Source organism: Pseudomonas sp. P8_229 (genome assembly GCF_034008635.1).
GTDB lineage: Bacteria > Pseudomonadota > Gammaproteobacteria > Pseudomonadales > Pseudomonadaceae > Aquipseudomonas.
In genome coordinates this window covers 3,198,657-3,212,502 of the sequence record NZ_CP125378.1, presented here as the reverse complement: position 1 = coordinate 3,212,502, position 13,846 = coordinate 3,198,657, and the positions used below count along the sequence as shown (strand labels likewise).

Genomic DNA, 13,846 nt, shown 5'->3' with positions numbered 1-13,846 from the left:
CGGCCCCGGAAAAACGTAAATCCTTGTCACCGCGCAGTGATCACCGACAACTTGGTAATCCCTGCCCGCTCGATCGAAGCCATGGCCCGCGCCACTTCGCCGTAGTTCACCCCGTCGTCGGCCTGCAATTGCACGCGCACTTCTGGGTCTTTCGCCTTGGCCGCCTTGAGGTTGAACTCCAGCAGGTCCGGCTGAATTTCATCCTTGTTGATAAACAGTTTGCCGGCACCGTCGATGCTCACCACCAGCGGGTCTTTCTGCTCGACCGGCGCCACCGCCTCGGTCTTTGGCAGGTTGATCGGAATCGCGTTGGTCAGCAGCGGCGCGGTGACGATGAACACCACCAGCAGCACCAGCATCACGTCTACCAGCGGCGTCACGTTGATCTCGCTCAGTACCTCGTCGCTGTCTTGCGTGGAAAAGGCCATCTCAGGACGCCTCCTTCACTTTTGCTGCGTTGCCCGGCGCCACCACCTTGTTCGCGGTCGGGTGGATCAGCACGCGGAACGAACTCTTCTGCGCCAGGCTGTAGAAGTCGTGGGCGAAGTCATCCAGGTCCGCGGCGGTCAGTTTCAGGCGCCGCAAAAAGTAGTTGTAAACCAGCACCGCCGGCACCGCGACCGCGATCCCCACACCAGTGGCGACCAGTGCCGCGCCGATCGGGCCGGCCACGGTTTCCAGACTCGCCGAACCGGCTGCGCTGATGCCTTTCAACGCTTCCATGATTCCCCACACCGTGCCGAACAGGCCAATGAACGGCGAGGTACTGCCAATACTCGCGACCACCGCCAGACCGGTTTCCAGCGAACGACGTTCGCGCACGATCTGCTGACGCAAGGCACGCTCCAGTCGATCCTGATGGTTGATCGCCTGGCTCAGGTCATTGGCCTGCGGCGCCTCGCCCACCTGAATCGCCGCGTAACCGGCCTGCGCCACCCGGGCGGCAGCGCCGGGCTGGGTTTCGCTCAACTCGGCGGCGGAATCCAGACTCGACGCCGCCCAGAAGCGTTTATGAAACCTGCGATCCTGCGCCTTCAGACGACCGAACTGCACAGCCTTGAGCAGGGCCAGCCCCCAGGTGGCGACGGAAAAAACCACCAGCAGCCAGATCACCGCGCTTTCGATGGATTCCAGTGGAGATGCCAGTAACGTCATGATGTGTTCCCTCGTGTAAACGTTTAGCGCGAAATAGGTTTCGGTTTAATGAATCTTGAAGTCGATGGGCACGCTGACCCAGCCGTCCTGGGCGACATCACCCTGCTTGGCCGGGACGAAGCTCCACTGCTTGACCGCGCTCAGCGCTGCGTCATCGAGCTGTTGCCGGCCACTGCTTTTCTGGATCTGGATCTCGCCCGGTTTGCCGTTGGCCAACACGTGGACCCTTAACATCACCGTGCCTTCCCAACCGCGACGCTGGGCCAGCGACGGGTATTCCGGGGCCGGGTTCTTCAAATATGCGGCGTTGGCCGAGGCCGGTGTCACGGGCGCTGGGGCCGGTGGTGCAGGTGGCGCTGGCGCAGCGACCGGGGCTGCCGGTTGCGGCGGCGCGGGTGGCTGCTCAACGGTTTTCGGTACTGGCTTCGGAACCGGTTTGGCCACCGGTTTCAGCTTGGGTTTTGGAATCGGTTTGGGTGGCGGCGGCTTCACGGCCAACTCGTCTTCAACCGGCGGCGGTGGCTCAACGACCGGCGCCGGTGGCGGCGGTTCGACCACTGGCGGCGCGGGTGGCGCCGGACGCGAAAACTCGATGGTCATCGGCGGAATTTCCGGCGGCACGATCGGCAGCACCGGCGTTGGCTGCTGGTTGAGCCAGTAGATCACCGCAGCGTGCACCACCAGCGCCAGCACACCGAGCAGGATCGCTTCGCGTCGGCTCAGAATGCCCTTGGGCGCACGCTGCAAACGCAACTGCCCCAACGGCACACGATGAGGCCGGCCAAGATCGACCAATTCGCCACTCGGTGCCTGGCGCCACAGCAATTCCTGTGCGCTGGCGGCGGTCTGGACATTGCCCATTGATTCACTCCCTGCGGTCTCTTTTGCGAAGTACCCGACCGGCCGCCACCTGTATCCCCCGTGCGACCGGTCGTTGGGTGAATCATTGGAGCAATCACTTATCTCCGAAAGTAACTTTTATTGATGTGTTTAGATGTTTTTTGTATATAAATTCTCAGCGATCCCCGCGAGGCCACGGCCTGCAAGGGCTTGCGCCGCAGCGCAAATTTACAATGCTTTTCAAGCATGAAAAATATTCGGCCAAAGCATGCGAAAACCGTTTAATCCGCGCTTTTTCAGGGTGCTTGTCGGACAAACTCAAGGCCGGTCAACGCGATCTCTCCGGCCAGGTCGGCAGCGCTGCCCATTGCCCGCAGGCGTGCATAGGACTGATCAGGCGAAAACATCACCCATGCTTGCCCCGTACCATCGGCCATCAACATGCTGAACGTGATGGCAACTGTGCCCGTTGAAAAACCATGCCTGAAATGAAAATTGCCGAATGCGAGTGGGTAATCGGTCCCGGACACAGACAGAGTGCCCGTGAAACTGCCGGTGCGGTCATCGCCATCGGCCAGGGTCAAGGTTGTATCTGAAGGTTCATGACGATAAACGCCGTTGATCGTGGACATGTGCAGCATCCTTGCTTGATGTTTTGAAGGAGAAACCTGGCGCTGGCTGCGCCTCATGCATGGCGAACGAAATCGCCCGGCAGACTGCTGACCGCGCCGTCATAGGTGACACGCACGCAGTGCCCGCGCAATTCGTGCGTGCCGCGACTTGGCGAGAACAGGGTCAGGGCGAAGTAACCGTGATCCTGGTGATTGGCAATGAGCGTGACCACCGTCGGTGGCTGATAGCCGTTGAGGCTGGCATAACGTCCATTGACGATGTCGTAGTCGATGCCTTGGTGATGCAATGTGCCAGCGAAGACACCGGTGCGATCATCGGAATCGACAATAGTCAGTGAGGGTCCATCGAGGGTGTTGGAATAAAGCGCGTTTTGCATGTAAGCGTCCTGATCAATGATTAAGTTCACAGCGAGCTTAGAATCAGGCGCAAGCAAACTCTGTCATCCACAGGAAGCACGACCGGCATGAAAATGACTTATTTCATGTAAGAAAAAGCCGCCAGACTTAAACAGCATGGCGGCTTTTTTGTGAAACTTAATTACTGTTTAATAAATTCTCCCGCCAAACCAACAACATCACCGTCAAAGTTGTTGCGCGAACCCACCGCGCGAACTTTCGAGTAATTGTGATCGGGTGAGAACAATGTCCATGACTGATAGCCAGTACCATCATTCAGCGCCGTAAACGTAATGATCGTAGGCTGCCCGGTGCTGTTCTGGAAATGGTAATGCCCGTAAGCGATGTCGTAGTTCACGCCGTTCTGGCTGAACTTGCCGCTGAAGGTGCCGTTGGAGTCGTTGCCATCGGTAATCGTCAGTTTGGCGCCAGCGTTAGCGTTTACATAATTGCCATTAATGCTCGACATAACGAGATTTCCTTTATCGTTGGATAAGTGTCTTCCGATGAGAGCAAGTTTCCTCCTGGAAACTCACGACACTCAGGATGGTTCGGCATTCACTTATTGTCCACGCGACTTTTCAACGAAATTGCAATAAGCGCTGTTCAAATCGCACATAACTTATCGCCATTCATTCGAGCATTAATTCCTTTTCAACTAACGACTGGCGCTTGTCTGTTGCACGGCCGATGTCGGAGCAATCACGGCGCTCTCGGAGCGGGGTGTGTCCGCCGGCACCCAGTCATAACTCACAGGCAACGCCCGATAGACCCAGTTGCTGATCGCATCGCTGCCCGGCGCCTTGCCCAGATACGGGCTGACGTACTCCCAGACGTTTTCGCCGCTGGCCGTCACCTGGAAAAATCGCCCGTTCATGCCTTCATCGATCAGCGTATTGCCGTTGGGCAAACGTCGCGCGCTGCTGATGAACGAGCTGTAGAACGCCCACCCCGGCTGCTTCGAATTGGCCGCGCTGTACTGCCAGACGATCTGGTTTTTCAGCGGATCGATTTCCAGCACCCGCGAACCGGAAATCAGCCCGAGGGTGACGTTCGGATAACCCGCCGAACCCTGATTGTCGAACACCAACAGGTTACCGGCGCCAGGCAGTCCGGCCGGGATGATGTGCGCGTCATGCTGGCCGACGAACTGGTCCACCGGGCGCGGCAGCTTTTGTGCGGTTTTCGGGTTGATCAGCGGCAAGTTCGGGCCGAGGCGCCAGACCACTTTGCCGCTGCGTTTGTCGATGATCGCGATGAAGTTGGCGTTACGCGAATCGAGTAACAGGTTGTCCGGATTGAAGCGTTTGTCACCGGCATCGAACCACTTGTTCGGCCCGACCACGCTGAGGTTGTTGATGTGCAGGTAATCCGGATTGTCGCTGGCGCGCACCAGTTTCAGTTGCTCCGGGGTGAAGCCGAATTCGTTCAGGTGTTCCGAGGCCAGCCACTGCCATTTCACTGCGCCGTCAGGACTGACTTCATAGATCGCATCGTCGATCACCTCGGGCACTTTGAAACCTTTGACCTGGTGCACTTTGTTCGCCAGCACCACGGTGTTGCCGTTGCTTAACCTGCGTTGATCATGATGCTGTTGCGCCGCGCCGCCGGGCGCCTTGTCACCCCACTGCCAGAGTACTTTGCCGTTCCAGTCCAGTTCGCCGACGCTCTGGTTGCCCAGACCGTTGCCGGCCGAACCGAGCTTGCCCGGATCCTTGTCGCTCAGTTGCAGCAGCACGTGTCCGCGCTCACCGCCGACCAGTTGTGGGTCGATGATCGCCGACGGAAAACCCGCTTGTGGCCAGGTCTTCACCTCATTGCCATTCATGTCGATCAGGTGCGTCTGCTTGTCAGCGCCACTGAAGATCACGTACTGGTTGAACGCCTTGTCCGGGTCGTAACGGGTAACGCCGGTCGGGTACACGCTGGGCGCGGCGAACGCCCCGCTACTGAGCACCGCGCCGGACAACAACAGCGCTGAAGCGGTTTTACCTGGCAACATGATGCAGCTCCTTGAACGATCAAATCAGAAGTCGTAGCGACCGGTTACACCGAGGGTGCGCGGCGTGCCGAGCAGGCCTTCGTAGCCGCCGTTGCCGCCGGTCCAGAGGGTCGTGTAGTAGGTTTTGTCGAAGGCGTTTTTCAGCCACAGCGAGACGTCCCACTGCCCCTGGTTGAAGTCGCCGCGCAGACCGGTCGAGAGGTTGACCACGGCGTAACTCGGGATCTGCCCGTAGTCGGAGTCCTCCACCGTGCCCACCGCTTTGGAGCGGAACGCATAGCTGGCGGTGACGTAGGGTTCGAAGCCATTGGCCAGATTCCATTTGTATTCGCCGTTGGCGTTGCCGATCCATTTCGAGGCGCCGACCACCTGGTGCCCGCTGAGGTCGCAAGAGGCCGGCGCACCCGGTGCCTGGCTGACTTCCGGCGGGCACGGTGCATCTTTGTACGAGAGGTAACTGACGTCGTTGTACGAGCCGTTGAAGTTCAGGGTCAGGCCGCGCAGCGGGATCACCGTGCTTTCAAACTCGACGCCGCGCGAGCGCACCGAGCCGGCGTTGGTCAGGTATTGCACGCGATTGACGTCGTCGTAGGCGTTGGTCTGGTAGGCGTTGACCTGGGTCCAGAACACGTTGGCGTTGAGTTGCAGACGGCGATCCCACAGGGTGCTTTTGAAGCCGAGTTCGGCGTTGTTCGCGCGCTCGGTGCCGATCAGCAGCGAATCGGCGCCGGCGGTTGGCGCAGACCCCACCGCGAGGTTCACCCCACCGGATTTTTCACCGTGGGACAGAGTGGCGTAACCGAGCAGATCATCGGTGATGCGATAACTGAGGTTGAGCAACCCGGACGGGCTGGAGCTGTACTGATTGAGATTGCCGGAATCGTAGGCGCCGGCACGGCCGCGTCGTGCGGTGGCCGCTGCGCCGGTCACCACAGCACCACCGACTGGCGCATCGCGGGTGACCCAGGCATTTTTTTCTTCATAGGTGCCGCGCACCCCGGCGGTGAAATCCAGGCGTTCGGTGAGGTGCCAGGTGCCTTGGGCGAACAGCGCGAAACTGTCGGTCTTGATGTGGCCGTTGCCGACGCTGCCGACATTGGCCAGGGCACCGCGCGGCGTGCCATTCCAGATGTCGGCCTGCGGGCCGTAATAGGCGAAGGATTTGTTGTCCAGATCCGAACCGAAGTAGTACGCGCCCACCACGTAATCGAAGAACTCGTCTTTGGGCGACGCGAGGCGAAATTCCTGCGAGTACTGTTTGTCTTCCACCGAGACACCGGCGTTGTAGGTGGCCGCCACGTTGAGGCCATCGTCGTTGGCCGGAGTGAAATTCCAGAAGCGGTAGGAGCTGATCGAGGTCAGGGTGAAATCACTCGGCAACGTCCAGTTGGCTTCTACCGACGTGCCGCCCTGATGCACGGTAACGTGCTGGTCGCTGTCCAGATTGACCTTGCGGTGCGAACCGTTGACCAGTGTCGCGCCGGCGGCATTGGCCCGCGATTGGTAGAGGTTGACGCCATTGATGGTCGGCCCGGTGCTGTACAGCACGCGGGTACCGGCGCTGGAATCCTCTTCGTTGTAGTCGCCGATCCAGCGCAGGTTGAAATCTTCGTTGGGCTTGAACAGCAACTGCGCACGGAAACCGTCGCGCGATCCGCCATTCAGGTCATGGCCGTTGTACTCGTTCTTGATGTCGCCATCGCTGCGGGTGCGATAGGCCGAAAAGCGCCCGGCCAGTTGATCGTTGAGCGGCCCGGAAATCGTGCCCTTGGTCTGGAAATAGCCGTCCTCGCCGACCGAGGTTTCAATGCTGCGTTCCGGCGTGAAGGTCGGCGCGCGCGTGCTGATGTTGATCACCCCGGCGGTGGTGTTCTTGCCGAACAGCGTGCCCTGTGGCCCGCGCAGGACTTCGAGTTGTTCGATGTCCATCAGGTCAAACACCGCCATCCCCGGACGGCCCAGATACACGTTGTCGATGTACAGACCGACGCTGCCTTCCAGGCCGTCGCTGGCCGGGTTGTTGCCCAGGCCACGAATCGACACGCTGGACTGGCGCGCGTGCATGTAGGCGACGTTGACGCTGGGCACCAGTTGCTGCAAATCCTGAATCCGGTAGACCCGTTGCGTCTCCAGGGTCTGGCCGCTGACCACGCTCATTGGCGTCGGCACGTCTTGCGAACTTTCTTCGCGACGACGGGTGGTGACCGTCACCGTTTCCAGTTGTGAACTGTTGGCCGCAGGCTTGCCGGCCGGGGTCGATGGTGGGGTTTCAGCGTCGGCGGCGTAGCCGTGTGTCCAACTGGCGCTCCCCGCCAGCAACAAGGCCAGAGGCAGGCGTTTGAGCCGTCGTGGCGTTAAGGGTGACGCAAGGTTCAACGGACTCATGGCGCGGCTCCTGGTCAAAAAACACACAGACATCTTCAGCGCTGCATATTCTTTTAAGTTATTTATTTATAGATTTACAAATATTTACTGCATAAGAGATTGCCTTTATAAGGAGTCGACCTAATGCATATCCAATGCATTTCCCGGATATTTTTTATGTGAAAAATGCATATCGACTTGCGCCAGTTACGTCACTTCATCGCCCTCGCCGAACAACGCAGCTTCGTCGCCGGCGCGCAGGCGGTGAACCTGTCGCAGTCGGCGTTCAGCCGCAGCATTCAGGCGCTGGAACACAGCGTCGGCTGTCAGTTGATCGATCGCGGGCGCAAGGCTTTGCCGCCAACCAAACAGGGCCAGGTGCTGCTCGAACATGCTCGGCGGCTGGTCAGCGGCGCGCAGCAGATGGCCAACGAGATCAGCCAGTTCAATGGCCTGGAGGCCGGTGAGCTGCGCTTCGGTTGCGGCCCGGCACCGGCAGCCGGATTGATCCCGCGAGCGATCGGCGCGTTCATCGGGCGTTATCCAAAGGCGCGGGTGCAGTTTCAGGTCGATGACTGGCAGAGCCTGAGCAAACGCCTGCTCAGTGAAGAGTTCGAATTTTTCGTCGCCGACACCCGACACTTCGAGGCCGATCCGGATTACCTCACCTATCGATTGCGCCCGCGTAAATGGCATTTCTGTTGCCGCGCCGGGCATCCGCTGGCTGCTTTTGAACGGGTCACCGCCGAGCAGTTGATGAGTTATCCACTGGCGGTGAGCATCCGTCCGCCGAACCTGCGCAAGGTCATCGTCGACCTCAGCGGCCGCCCGGATTTCACGCCCAATGTGGAATGCGAAAACAGCTCCAGCCTGCTCAGCGTGGTGCTGCGTTCGGACGCGATCGGGATTGTTGGCGCGTATTCCGATGCGCTGCATCAGGCCAAGGGTGAGCTGGTGTGTTTGAAGATTGAGGGCCTGGCGGAAGATCTGGAGGAGCTGTACACCCGTTATGGAATTGTCAGCCGCGCGGGGTATCGGCTGTCACCGTTGGCGGAGGCGATGATTGAGCAGATCAAGGCGATTGATGCGGTGGATGAGGAGGTCTGTTCGCTGGAGAATTTTGCGGTCTGATAAACCGCTATCGCGAGCAGGCTCACTCCTACAAAGGATCGCATTCCTATTGTAGGAGTGAGCCTGCTCGCGATGGCGTCAGCGAAGGCGCTGATGCAATCCCTGCATCAAACCCATTCCCCAAATGCACTTGCCGAACACCCCCACCGAAAGCGAAAACCCTCGCCTGTCTCTCTGACCGGTGAACCCCATGTCCAACCCGCCAAACCCCGTGCGTAACGTGCTGTACATCATGTGCGATCAACTGCGCCGCGATTACCTGTCCTGCTACGGCCATCCGCATCTGCACACGCCAAACATCGATCGCCTGGCCGCCGCCGGCGTGCGCTTCAGCCGTGCCTACACCCAAGGCACGATCTGCGGGCCATCGCGAATGTCCGCCTACACCGGGCGTTACGTCAGCAGCCATCAAGTGGCGTGGAACGCCGTGCCGTTGCCGCTGGAAGAACTGACGATCGGCGACTACCTGCGCCCCCACGGCATCCGCACCGCGCTGGTCGGCAAGACCCACGCCACGGCCAATGTCGATGCGCTGCAGCGCTTGGCAATCAGCCCGGACAGCGCGCAGGCCGAGGTGCTCAACGAGGTCGGTTTCGAACCGTACTTTCGCCACGACGGGATCTTCCCCGACGACCCGTTGTTCGACGACAAACGCGAGTCCGCGCCCTACACCCATTACCTGCGCGAGCAGGGGTTCGACGGGCGCAATCCCTGGCACGACTGGGCCAACGCCGCCGAAGGCGAGAACGGCGAAATCCTCAGCGGCTGGCAGATGCGTCATGCGCATTTGCCAGCGCGAATTCCCGAGCAATTTTCAGAGACTGTCTACACTACAAATCGAGCCATCGACTTCATCGGTGAGCAAGGTGACAAATCCTGGTGTTTGCACCTGTCCTACATCAAACCGCACTGGCCCTACATCGTACCTGCGCCATACCACACATTGTACAGTACGAAATCGATTCTCGAAGCGGTCCGCGCGACGCCCTCCGAAGCCAGCAAACACCCCGTATACACGGCGTTTCGCCAGCATGAGGAGAGTCTCAACTTCTCCCGCGATTCAGTACGATTGAATGTAATTCCCACTTACATGGGCCTGATCAAGCAGGTGGATGATCAGCTTGGGCGGCTGTTCGATTTTCTGCAGAGCAACGGTCGTTGGGATGACACGCTGATCGTGTTCACCAGCGACCACGGCGACTTTCTTGGCGATCACTGGCTGGGCGAGAAGGAGTTTTTGCTGGAGCCGGCGGTGGGCGTGCCACTGATCGTGCGCGACCCGCGGGCGGCGGCGGACATCACTCGAGGCACGGTAGATGAGCGTCTTGCAGAAACCATCGACGCATTGCCGACGTTTCTGCAGGCGCTGGGCTTGGCGGGGGCCGAACATCGGCTGGAAGGACGCTCGCTGATCCCGCTGTTGCACGGTGAAAGCCCCGACTGGCGCCGCTATGCAATCAGCGAATACGACTACGCCTTCCAGGCCCCGGCGCGCGAGCGACTCGGCCAGCCGATCGACCGTTGCCGCATGACCATGGTGCGCAGCGAACGCTGGAAATACCTGGCGTACGACGGCTTCCGGCCACAGTTGTTTGACCTGCTGAATGATCCACAGGAACTGCGCGATCTGGGTGAGGATCCGGCCTACGCGGCGGTGCGCGAGGAACATGCGGGGTATCTGTTCGAATGGGTGCGCGGGTTGAAGCGGCGCACCACGATCAGTCATCAGGAGATTGATTTGCGCGGGCAGCGGTTTCGATATGGGGAGCCGGAGAGCGAGAAAGTCGTACAGATCGGTGTTTGGTGATTAAAAGCTTCGCGAGCAGGCTCGCTCCCACAGGTTTTGTGTCGTTCACATCCATTGTGTTCAACACATTTGCACTGTGGGAGCGGGCTTGCTCGCGAATAGGCCCGATCAGACGCCGACGAGCTCGGCACCTTTAATCGTCTGGCTGCGCTGCCCCGAAGCCCCCACCGGCACTTCACCCTTGAGCGTCACCCGCCGCACGATGCGATCCTGGGTGCCGTAATCATCAATCGCGTAATGCTGGGTCGAACGGTTATCCCAGATCGCCACGTCACCGGCCTTCCAGCGCCAGCGCACGGTGTTTTCCTGACGAATCACGTGGCTCTGCAACAGCCCGAACAGGTGCGCCGAATCAGCCTGCGAGTAACCCTTGATGCGCTTGACGAAATGCCCCAGCAGCAAGCTCTTCTCGCCACTGATCGGGTGCACGCGCACCACCGGGTGCTCGGTCTCGTAGACGGTAGAAGTGAAGATTTTGCGATAGCGCTCGAGCTTCTCCGCCGACACGTCCGGCTTGGCCCCGGCGTAGTCATATTCGTTGCTGTGCACGGCGACCAGTTTGTCCGCCAGTTCACGCAGCTCGCTTGGCAGTTCGTTGTACGCGGTCGCGGTGTTGGCCCACAGGGTGTCGCCACCGAAGGCCGGCGCCACTACCGAGCGCAGAATCGAGGCTTTCGGGTAGGCGTCGACGAAGGTCACGTCGGTGTGCCAGGAGTTGGCGCGCTGGCCCTCGGCACCGTCCAGTTCCAGCAGATAACGCGTGCCCTCACGCACCGGCACGGTCGGATGCGCCACAGGTTCGCCGAGCAGATGGGCGAAGGCTTCCTGGCGCTGATCGTCGAGCTGGGTCTGCTCGCGGAAGAACACGACCTTGTACTGGATCAGCGCCTGTTGAATGGCTTCGACGGTAGCGGCGTCCAGCTCACCGGACAGATGCACGCCACGAATCTCGGCGCCGATACGACCGGCCACTGGATGAACTTCCAGCGCGTGGACAGCGGGTTTTACAGCGAGTGCGGCATTGCTCATGGGTAGACCCTCATCGACTGCTTGCGGTTGGGTGGCAGCGAAACATCGCTCTATCTATATTCCATTTATATCTAATAGATATTCACATGCTTCGTTGACGGAATAAGAGCTTGCATTTAAAACCTCAAGCAACCCTCGTCGCAAATGCCTTCGAGCTATTTTTAGGATGCAGGAAAAGCATATGGATCTTCGCCAGTTGCGTTACTTCATCGCCCTCAACGAACACCGCAGTTTTGTCCGTGCGGCGGACGCAATGGGTATCACCCAACCGGCGTTCAGCCGCAGCATTCAAGGGCTGGAGCAGGAGTTCGGCTGCGTACTGGTGGATCGCGGCAACAAGGATCTGCGCCCCACGCCAGAAGGCCAGGTGGTGCTGCAACACGCCCTGACTCTGGTGCAGGGCGCAGCGTTGCTCAGTGCCGAGGTGACGCAGATGACCAAGCTCGATGCCGGAGAACTGCACTTCGGTTGCGGCCCGGCGCCAGCAGTGAAACTGGTGCCCGATGCAGTCGCGCAATTCATCAACGCGCACCCGAAAGTGCGCACCTGTTTTCAGGTGGATAACTGGGAAAAACTCAGCCGTGCGCTGAGCCGCGAAGAGATCGAATTCTTCATCGCCGACATCCGCCATTTCGAGGCCGATCCGAACTTTCAGACCCAGGCCCTGACGCCCAAGCGCGGGGTGTTTTTCTGCCGTCCGGGGCACCCGCTACTGGCCAAGGAAAGCCTGTCGACCAACGACATGTTCGACTACCCGCTGGCGACCACACTGATCCCGCCGGGGATCCGCAAATTGCTGGCAAACCTCAGCGGCCGGATCGATTTTTCGCCGACCATCGAGACCGAGCATTTCCCGGCGCTGGTGAAAGTAGTGCTGCAATCCAACGCGATTGGCGTGGGCACGGAAGAGGCGTTCGTCGAGGACATTGCCCAGGGCACGCTCGCGCTGCTGCACTGGCGCAATCTGCCGCAGAATCTGGAGACCATGAATGCGCGCTGCGGGATTGTCAGTCGCACCGGATTCAGGCTGTCGCCGGCGGCGCGGGCGATGATCGAGACGTTGGTGGCAGTGGATAAACAGGAGATCAGCGTCGCGGTTTAGGGCCTTTTCGCGAGCAAGCCCGCTCCCACAGGGGATCGCTGTTGAATACAAAATCTGTGTTCACTGAAGATTCCCTGTGGGAGCGGGCTTGCTCGCGAAGAGGCCCGTCCAGACACTAAAGATTCAGAGCTTGGCCGCCGCCAGTTCAGGCGCCACCCAATCGCTGACCTTGAACGGCTTGCGAATCAGTTTCTGCTGCGCCGCCAAGTCCACCGAGTCCTGCAATTTGCCGAGGAACACCGGGTCCAGGGTCGACGGGAATACTTCGCTGAGTTTCTGATCCTGCAGATCCTGCGACAGGATCACCGGTGGATAACTTGCCAGCCCCGACACCAGTTGCACATAGGCGTCCTTGTTGCTGTCCTGGGTCAGCCACTCCACCGCCTGCTGCTGCGCCTTGAGCAGTTTCGCCACGGCCTCCGGATGCCCGTCGACAAACTTGCCAGCGCCCACCAGCACCGACTGCACGCTGCCGGCGCCGCCCAGGTCCTTGGTGTTCAGCGGCAATTCCGCCAGCCCCTTGGCTTGCAGCGCCGTCAGCCCTGAGCTGCCCCACGACGCGTCGATCTGTTTGGCCGCCAGTGCCGCGACCGCGCCGCTGAAGTCGAGGTTGATCACCTTCAAGTCCTTCTCGCTCAAACCCTGGCTGGCCAGCGCCGCGTCAAACGACAACTGCGTGGCGGTGCCACGGAAGATCGCCACGCGCTTGCCCTTGAGATCCTGCAAGGTCTTGATCCCCGAACCCGGCACCACGCCGAGATACTGCTTCACCCCGCGCGCACTGGCGCTGAGCAGACGCGTATCGAGGCCGTTGGACTTGCCGATGATCGCTGCCAGATCGCCCAGATACGCCAGATCGACCTGCCCGTTGGCGAACGCCTCGTTGATCACCGGCCCGGCACCCTTGAAGAAGCTCCACTGGATCTTGATGCCCTGATCGGCAAAGGCCTTTTCGAAGATCTGCCGATCACGCAGCACGTCCACCACACCGCCACCGCTGTGCTGGGTACCGGCGCTCAGGTCGGGCACGGCGATCCTGATTACCTTGAGTTCGTCGGCGTGCGCGGTAAAGGCCAGCAGCCCCGCCAGCGCCGGGATGGTCAACAGACTGAAGACACGTTTGAAGGGAAGGTTCATGGGTGCGGCTCCTTGATCACGACGGGCGTTGAGGAGCCGAAAGTAGGCCGAAGCATGACCTTCGCTTAAATACTATAAATGCACATTTTTATAGCTTTTTACGCTAAGCGAGCAAAAACGCGGCTTGCAGCGGCCTATGCATTAACAGCATCGAAAATATTCTTCGAATGCATTGGATGCGCATCGCGCTGGAGGCCTTAAATGGTCTTACTTATCTCTTAATAGAATTAATTTGAATTTTTATATATCAA

At 59.7% G+C, this 13,846-nt stretch carries 13 protein-coding genes; 3 read left to right on the top strand and 10 right to left on the bottom strand.

Annotated features, from left to right (window positions below):
• Positions 1–26: 26 nt before the first annotated feature.
• The 8 genes from QMK55_RS14550 to QMK55_RS14515 form a co-directional block, all read right to left on the bottom strand.
• Positions 27–428, bottom strand: a complete 402-nt coding sequence (locus QMK55_RS14550) for an ExbD/TolR family protein (RefSeq protein WP_085631869.1) — start codon at positions 426–428, stop codon at positions 27–29.
• Position 429: 1 nt separating this feature from the next.
• Positions 430–1,155 (bottom strand): MotA/TolQ/ExbB proton channel family protein, encoded by a 726-nt coding sequence (locus QMK55_RS14545; RefSeq protein ID WP_102354714.1) that lies wholly within the window; start codon positions 1,153–1,155, stop codon positions 430–432.
• 45 nt (positions 1,156–1,200) lie between these two features.
• Positions 1,201–2,016 carry an energy transducer TonB gene (locus QMK55_RS14540; RefSeq protein WP_320329426.1) on the bottom strand — a complete coding sequence of 272 codons (816 nt, stop codon included), beginning with the start codon at positions 2,014–2,016 and terminating at the stop codon, positions 1,201–1,203.
• Positions 2,017–2,291: 275 nt separating this feature from the next.
• Complete coding sequence (locus QMK55_RS14535; protein ID WP_102354716.1) at positions 2,292–2,627, bottom strand: hypothetical protein; 336 nt, start codon at positions 2,625–2,627, stop codon at positions 2,292–2,294.
• A gap of 53 nt (positions 2,628–2,680) precedes the next feature.
• Positions 2,681–3,004 carry a hypothetical protein gene (locus tag QMK55_RS14530; RefSeq protein WP_102354717.1) on the bottom strand — a complete coding sequence of 108 codons (324 nt, stop codon included), beginning with the start codon at positions 3,002–3,004 and terminating at the stop codon, positions 2,681–2,683.
• Between the two features lie 161 nt (positions 3,005–3,165).
• Positions 3,166–3,492 carry a hypothetical protein gene (locus QMK55_RS14525; RefSeq protein WP_025111024.1) on the bottom strand — a complete coding sequence of 109 codons (327 nt, stop codon included), beginning with the start codon at positions 3,490–3,492 and terminating at the stop codon, positions 3,166–3,168.
• A gap of 189 nt (positions 3,493–3,681) precedes the next feature.
• Positions 3,682–5,025, bottom strand: a complete 1,344-nt coding sequence (locus QMK55_RS14520) for an aryl-sulfate sulfotransferase (RefSeq protein WP_320329425.1) — start codon at positions 5,023–5,025, stop codon at positions 3,682–3,684.
• Positions 5,026–5,049: 24 nt separating this feature from the next.
• Positions 5,050–7,410, bottom strand: a complete 2,361-nt coding sequence (locus tag QMK55_RS14515; protein ID WP_102354719.1) for a TonB-dependent receptor — start codon at positions 7,408–7,410, stop codon at positions 5,050–5,052.
• A gap of 165 nt (positions 7,411–7,575) precedes the next feature.
• On the opposite strand from QMK55_RS14515, the gene QMK55_RS14510 reads away from it, so the two are divergent.
• Both QMK55_RS14510 and QMK55_RS14505 read left to right on the top strand, forming a co-directional pair.
• Complete coding sequence (locus QMK55_RS14510) at positions 7,576–8,520, top strand: LysR family transcriptional regulator (protein ID WP_320329424.1); 945 nt, start codon at positions 7,576–7,578, stop codon at positions 8,518–8,520.
• 190 nt (positions 8,521–8,710) lie between these two features.
• Positions 8,711–10,327 carry an alkaline phosphatase family protein gene (locus QMK55_RS14505; RefSeq protein WP_102354721.1) on the top strand — a complete coding sequence of 539 codons (1,617 nt, stop codon included), beginning with the start codon at positions 8,711–8,713 and terminating at the stop codon, positions 10,325–10,327.
• A gap of 108 nt (positions 10,328–10,435) precedes the next feature.
• Here the strand turns inward: QMK55_RS14505 and QMK55_RS14500 are convergent, their stop codons facing one another.
• Positions 10,436–11,356: a TauD/TfdA dioxygenase family protein gene (locus QMK55_RS14500; protein ID WP_102354722.1), complete on the bottom strand. Its 921-nt coding sequence runs from the start codon at positions 11,354–11,356 to the stop codon at positions 10,436–10,438.
• A 181-nt stretch (positions 11,357–11,537) separates the two neighbouring features.
• On the opposite strand from QMK55_RS14500, the gene QMK55_RS14495 reads away from it, so the two are divergent.
• Positions 11,538–12,458 (top strand): LysR family transcriptional regulator, encoded by a 921-nt coding sequence (locus QMK55_RS14495; RefSeq protein WP_102354723.1) that lies wholly within the window; start codon positions 11,538–11,540, stop codon positions 12,456–12,458.
• A gap of 123 nt (positions 12,459–12,581) precedes the next feature.
• Here the strand turns inward: QMK55_RS14495 and QMK55_RS14490 are convergent, their stop codons facing one another.
• Complete coding sequence (locus tag QMK55_RS14490; protein ID WP_320329423.1) at positions 12,582–13,595, bottom strand: ABC transporter substrate-binding protein; 1,014 nt, start codon at positions 13,593–13,595, stop codon at positions 12,582–12,584.
• Between the last annotated feature and the right edge of the window lie 251 nt (positions 13,596–13,846).

Excerpts from the sequence above, each read along its gene's own strand:
- QMK55_RS14550 (WP_085631869.1), bottom strand. The coding sequence starts at position 428 with ATGGCCTTTTCCACGCAAGACAGCGACGAGGTACTGAGCGAGATCAAC.
- QMK55_RS14545 (WP_102354714.1), bottom strand. The coding sequence starts at position 1,155 with ATGACGTTACTGGCATCTCCACTGGAATCCATCGAAAGCGCGGTGATC.
- QMK55_RS14540 (WP_320329426.1), bottom strand. The coding sequence starts at position 2,016 with ATGGGCAATGTCCAGACCGCCGCCAGCGCACAGGAATTGCTGTGGCGC.
- QMK55_RS14535 (WP_102354716.1), bottom strand. The coding sequence starts at position 2,627 with ATGTCCACGATCAACGGCGTTTATCGTCATGAACCTTCAGATACAACC.
- QMK55_RS14530 (WP_102354717.1), bottom strand. The coding sequence starts at position 3,004 with ATGCAAAACGCGCTTTATTCCAACACCCTCGATGGACCCTCACTGACT.
- QMK55_RS14525 (WP_025111024.1), bottom strand. The coding sequence starts at position 3,492 with ATGTCGAGCATTAATGGCAATTATGTAAACGCTAACGCTGGCGCCAAA.
- QMK55_RS14520 (WP_320329425.1), bottom strand. The coding sequence starts at position 5,025 with ATGTTGCCAGGTAAAACCGCTTCAGCGCTGTTGTTGTCCGGCGCGGTG.
- QMK55_RS14515 (WP_102354719.1), bottom strand. The coding sequence starts at position 7,410 with ATGAGTCCGTTGAACCTTGCGTCACCCTTAACGCCACGACGGCTCAAA.
- QMK55_RS14510 (WP_320329424.1), top strand. The coding sequence starts at position 7,576 with ATGCATATCGACTTGCGCCAGTTACGTCACTTCATCGCCCTCGCCGAA.
- QMK55_RS14505 (WP_102354721.1), top strand. The coding sequence starts at position 8,711 with ATGTCCAACCCGCCAAACCCCGTGCGTAACGTGCTGTACATCATGTGC.
- QMK55_RS14500 (WP_102354722.1), bottom strand. The coding sequence starts at position 11,356 with ATGAGCAATGCCGCACTCGCTGTAAAACCCGCTGTCCACGCGCTGGAA.
- QMK55_RS14495 (WP_102354723.1), top strand. The coding sequence starts at position 11,538 with ATGGATCTTCGCCAGTTGCGTTACTTCATCGCCCTCAACGAACACCGC.
- QMK55_RS14490 (WP_320329423.1), bottom strand. The coding sequence starts at position 13,595 with ATGAACCTTCCCTTCAAACGTGTCTTCAGTCTGTTGACCATCCCGGCG.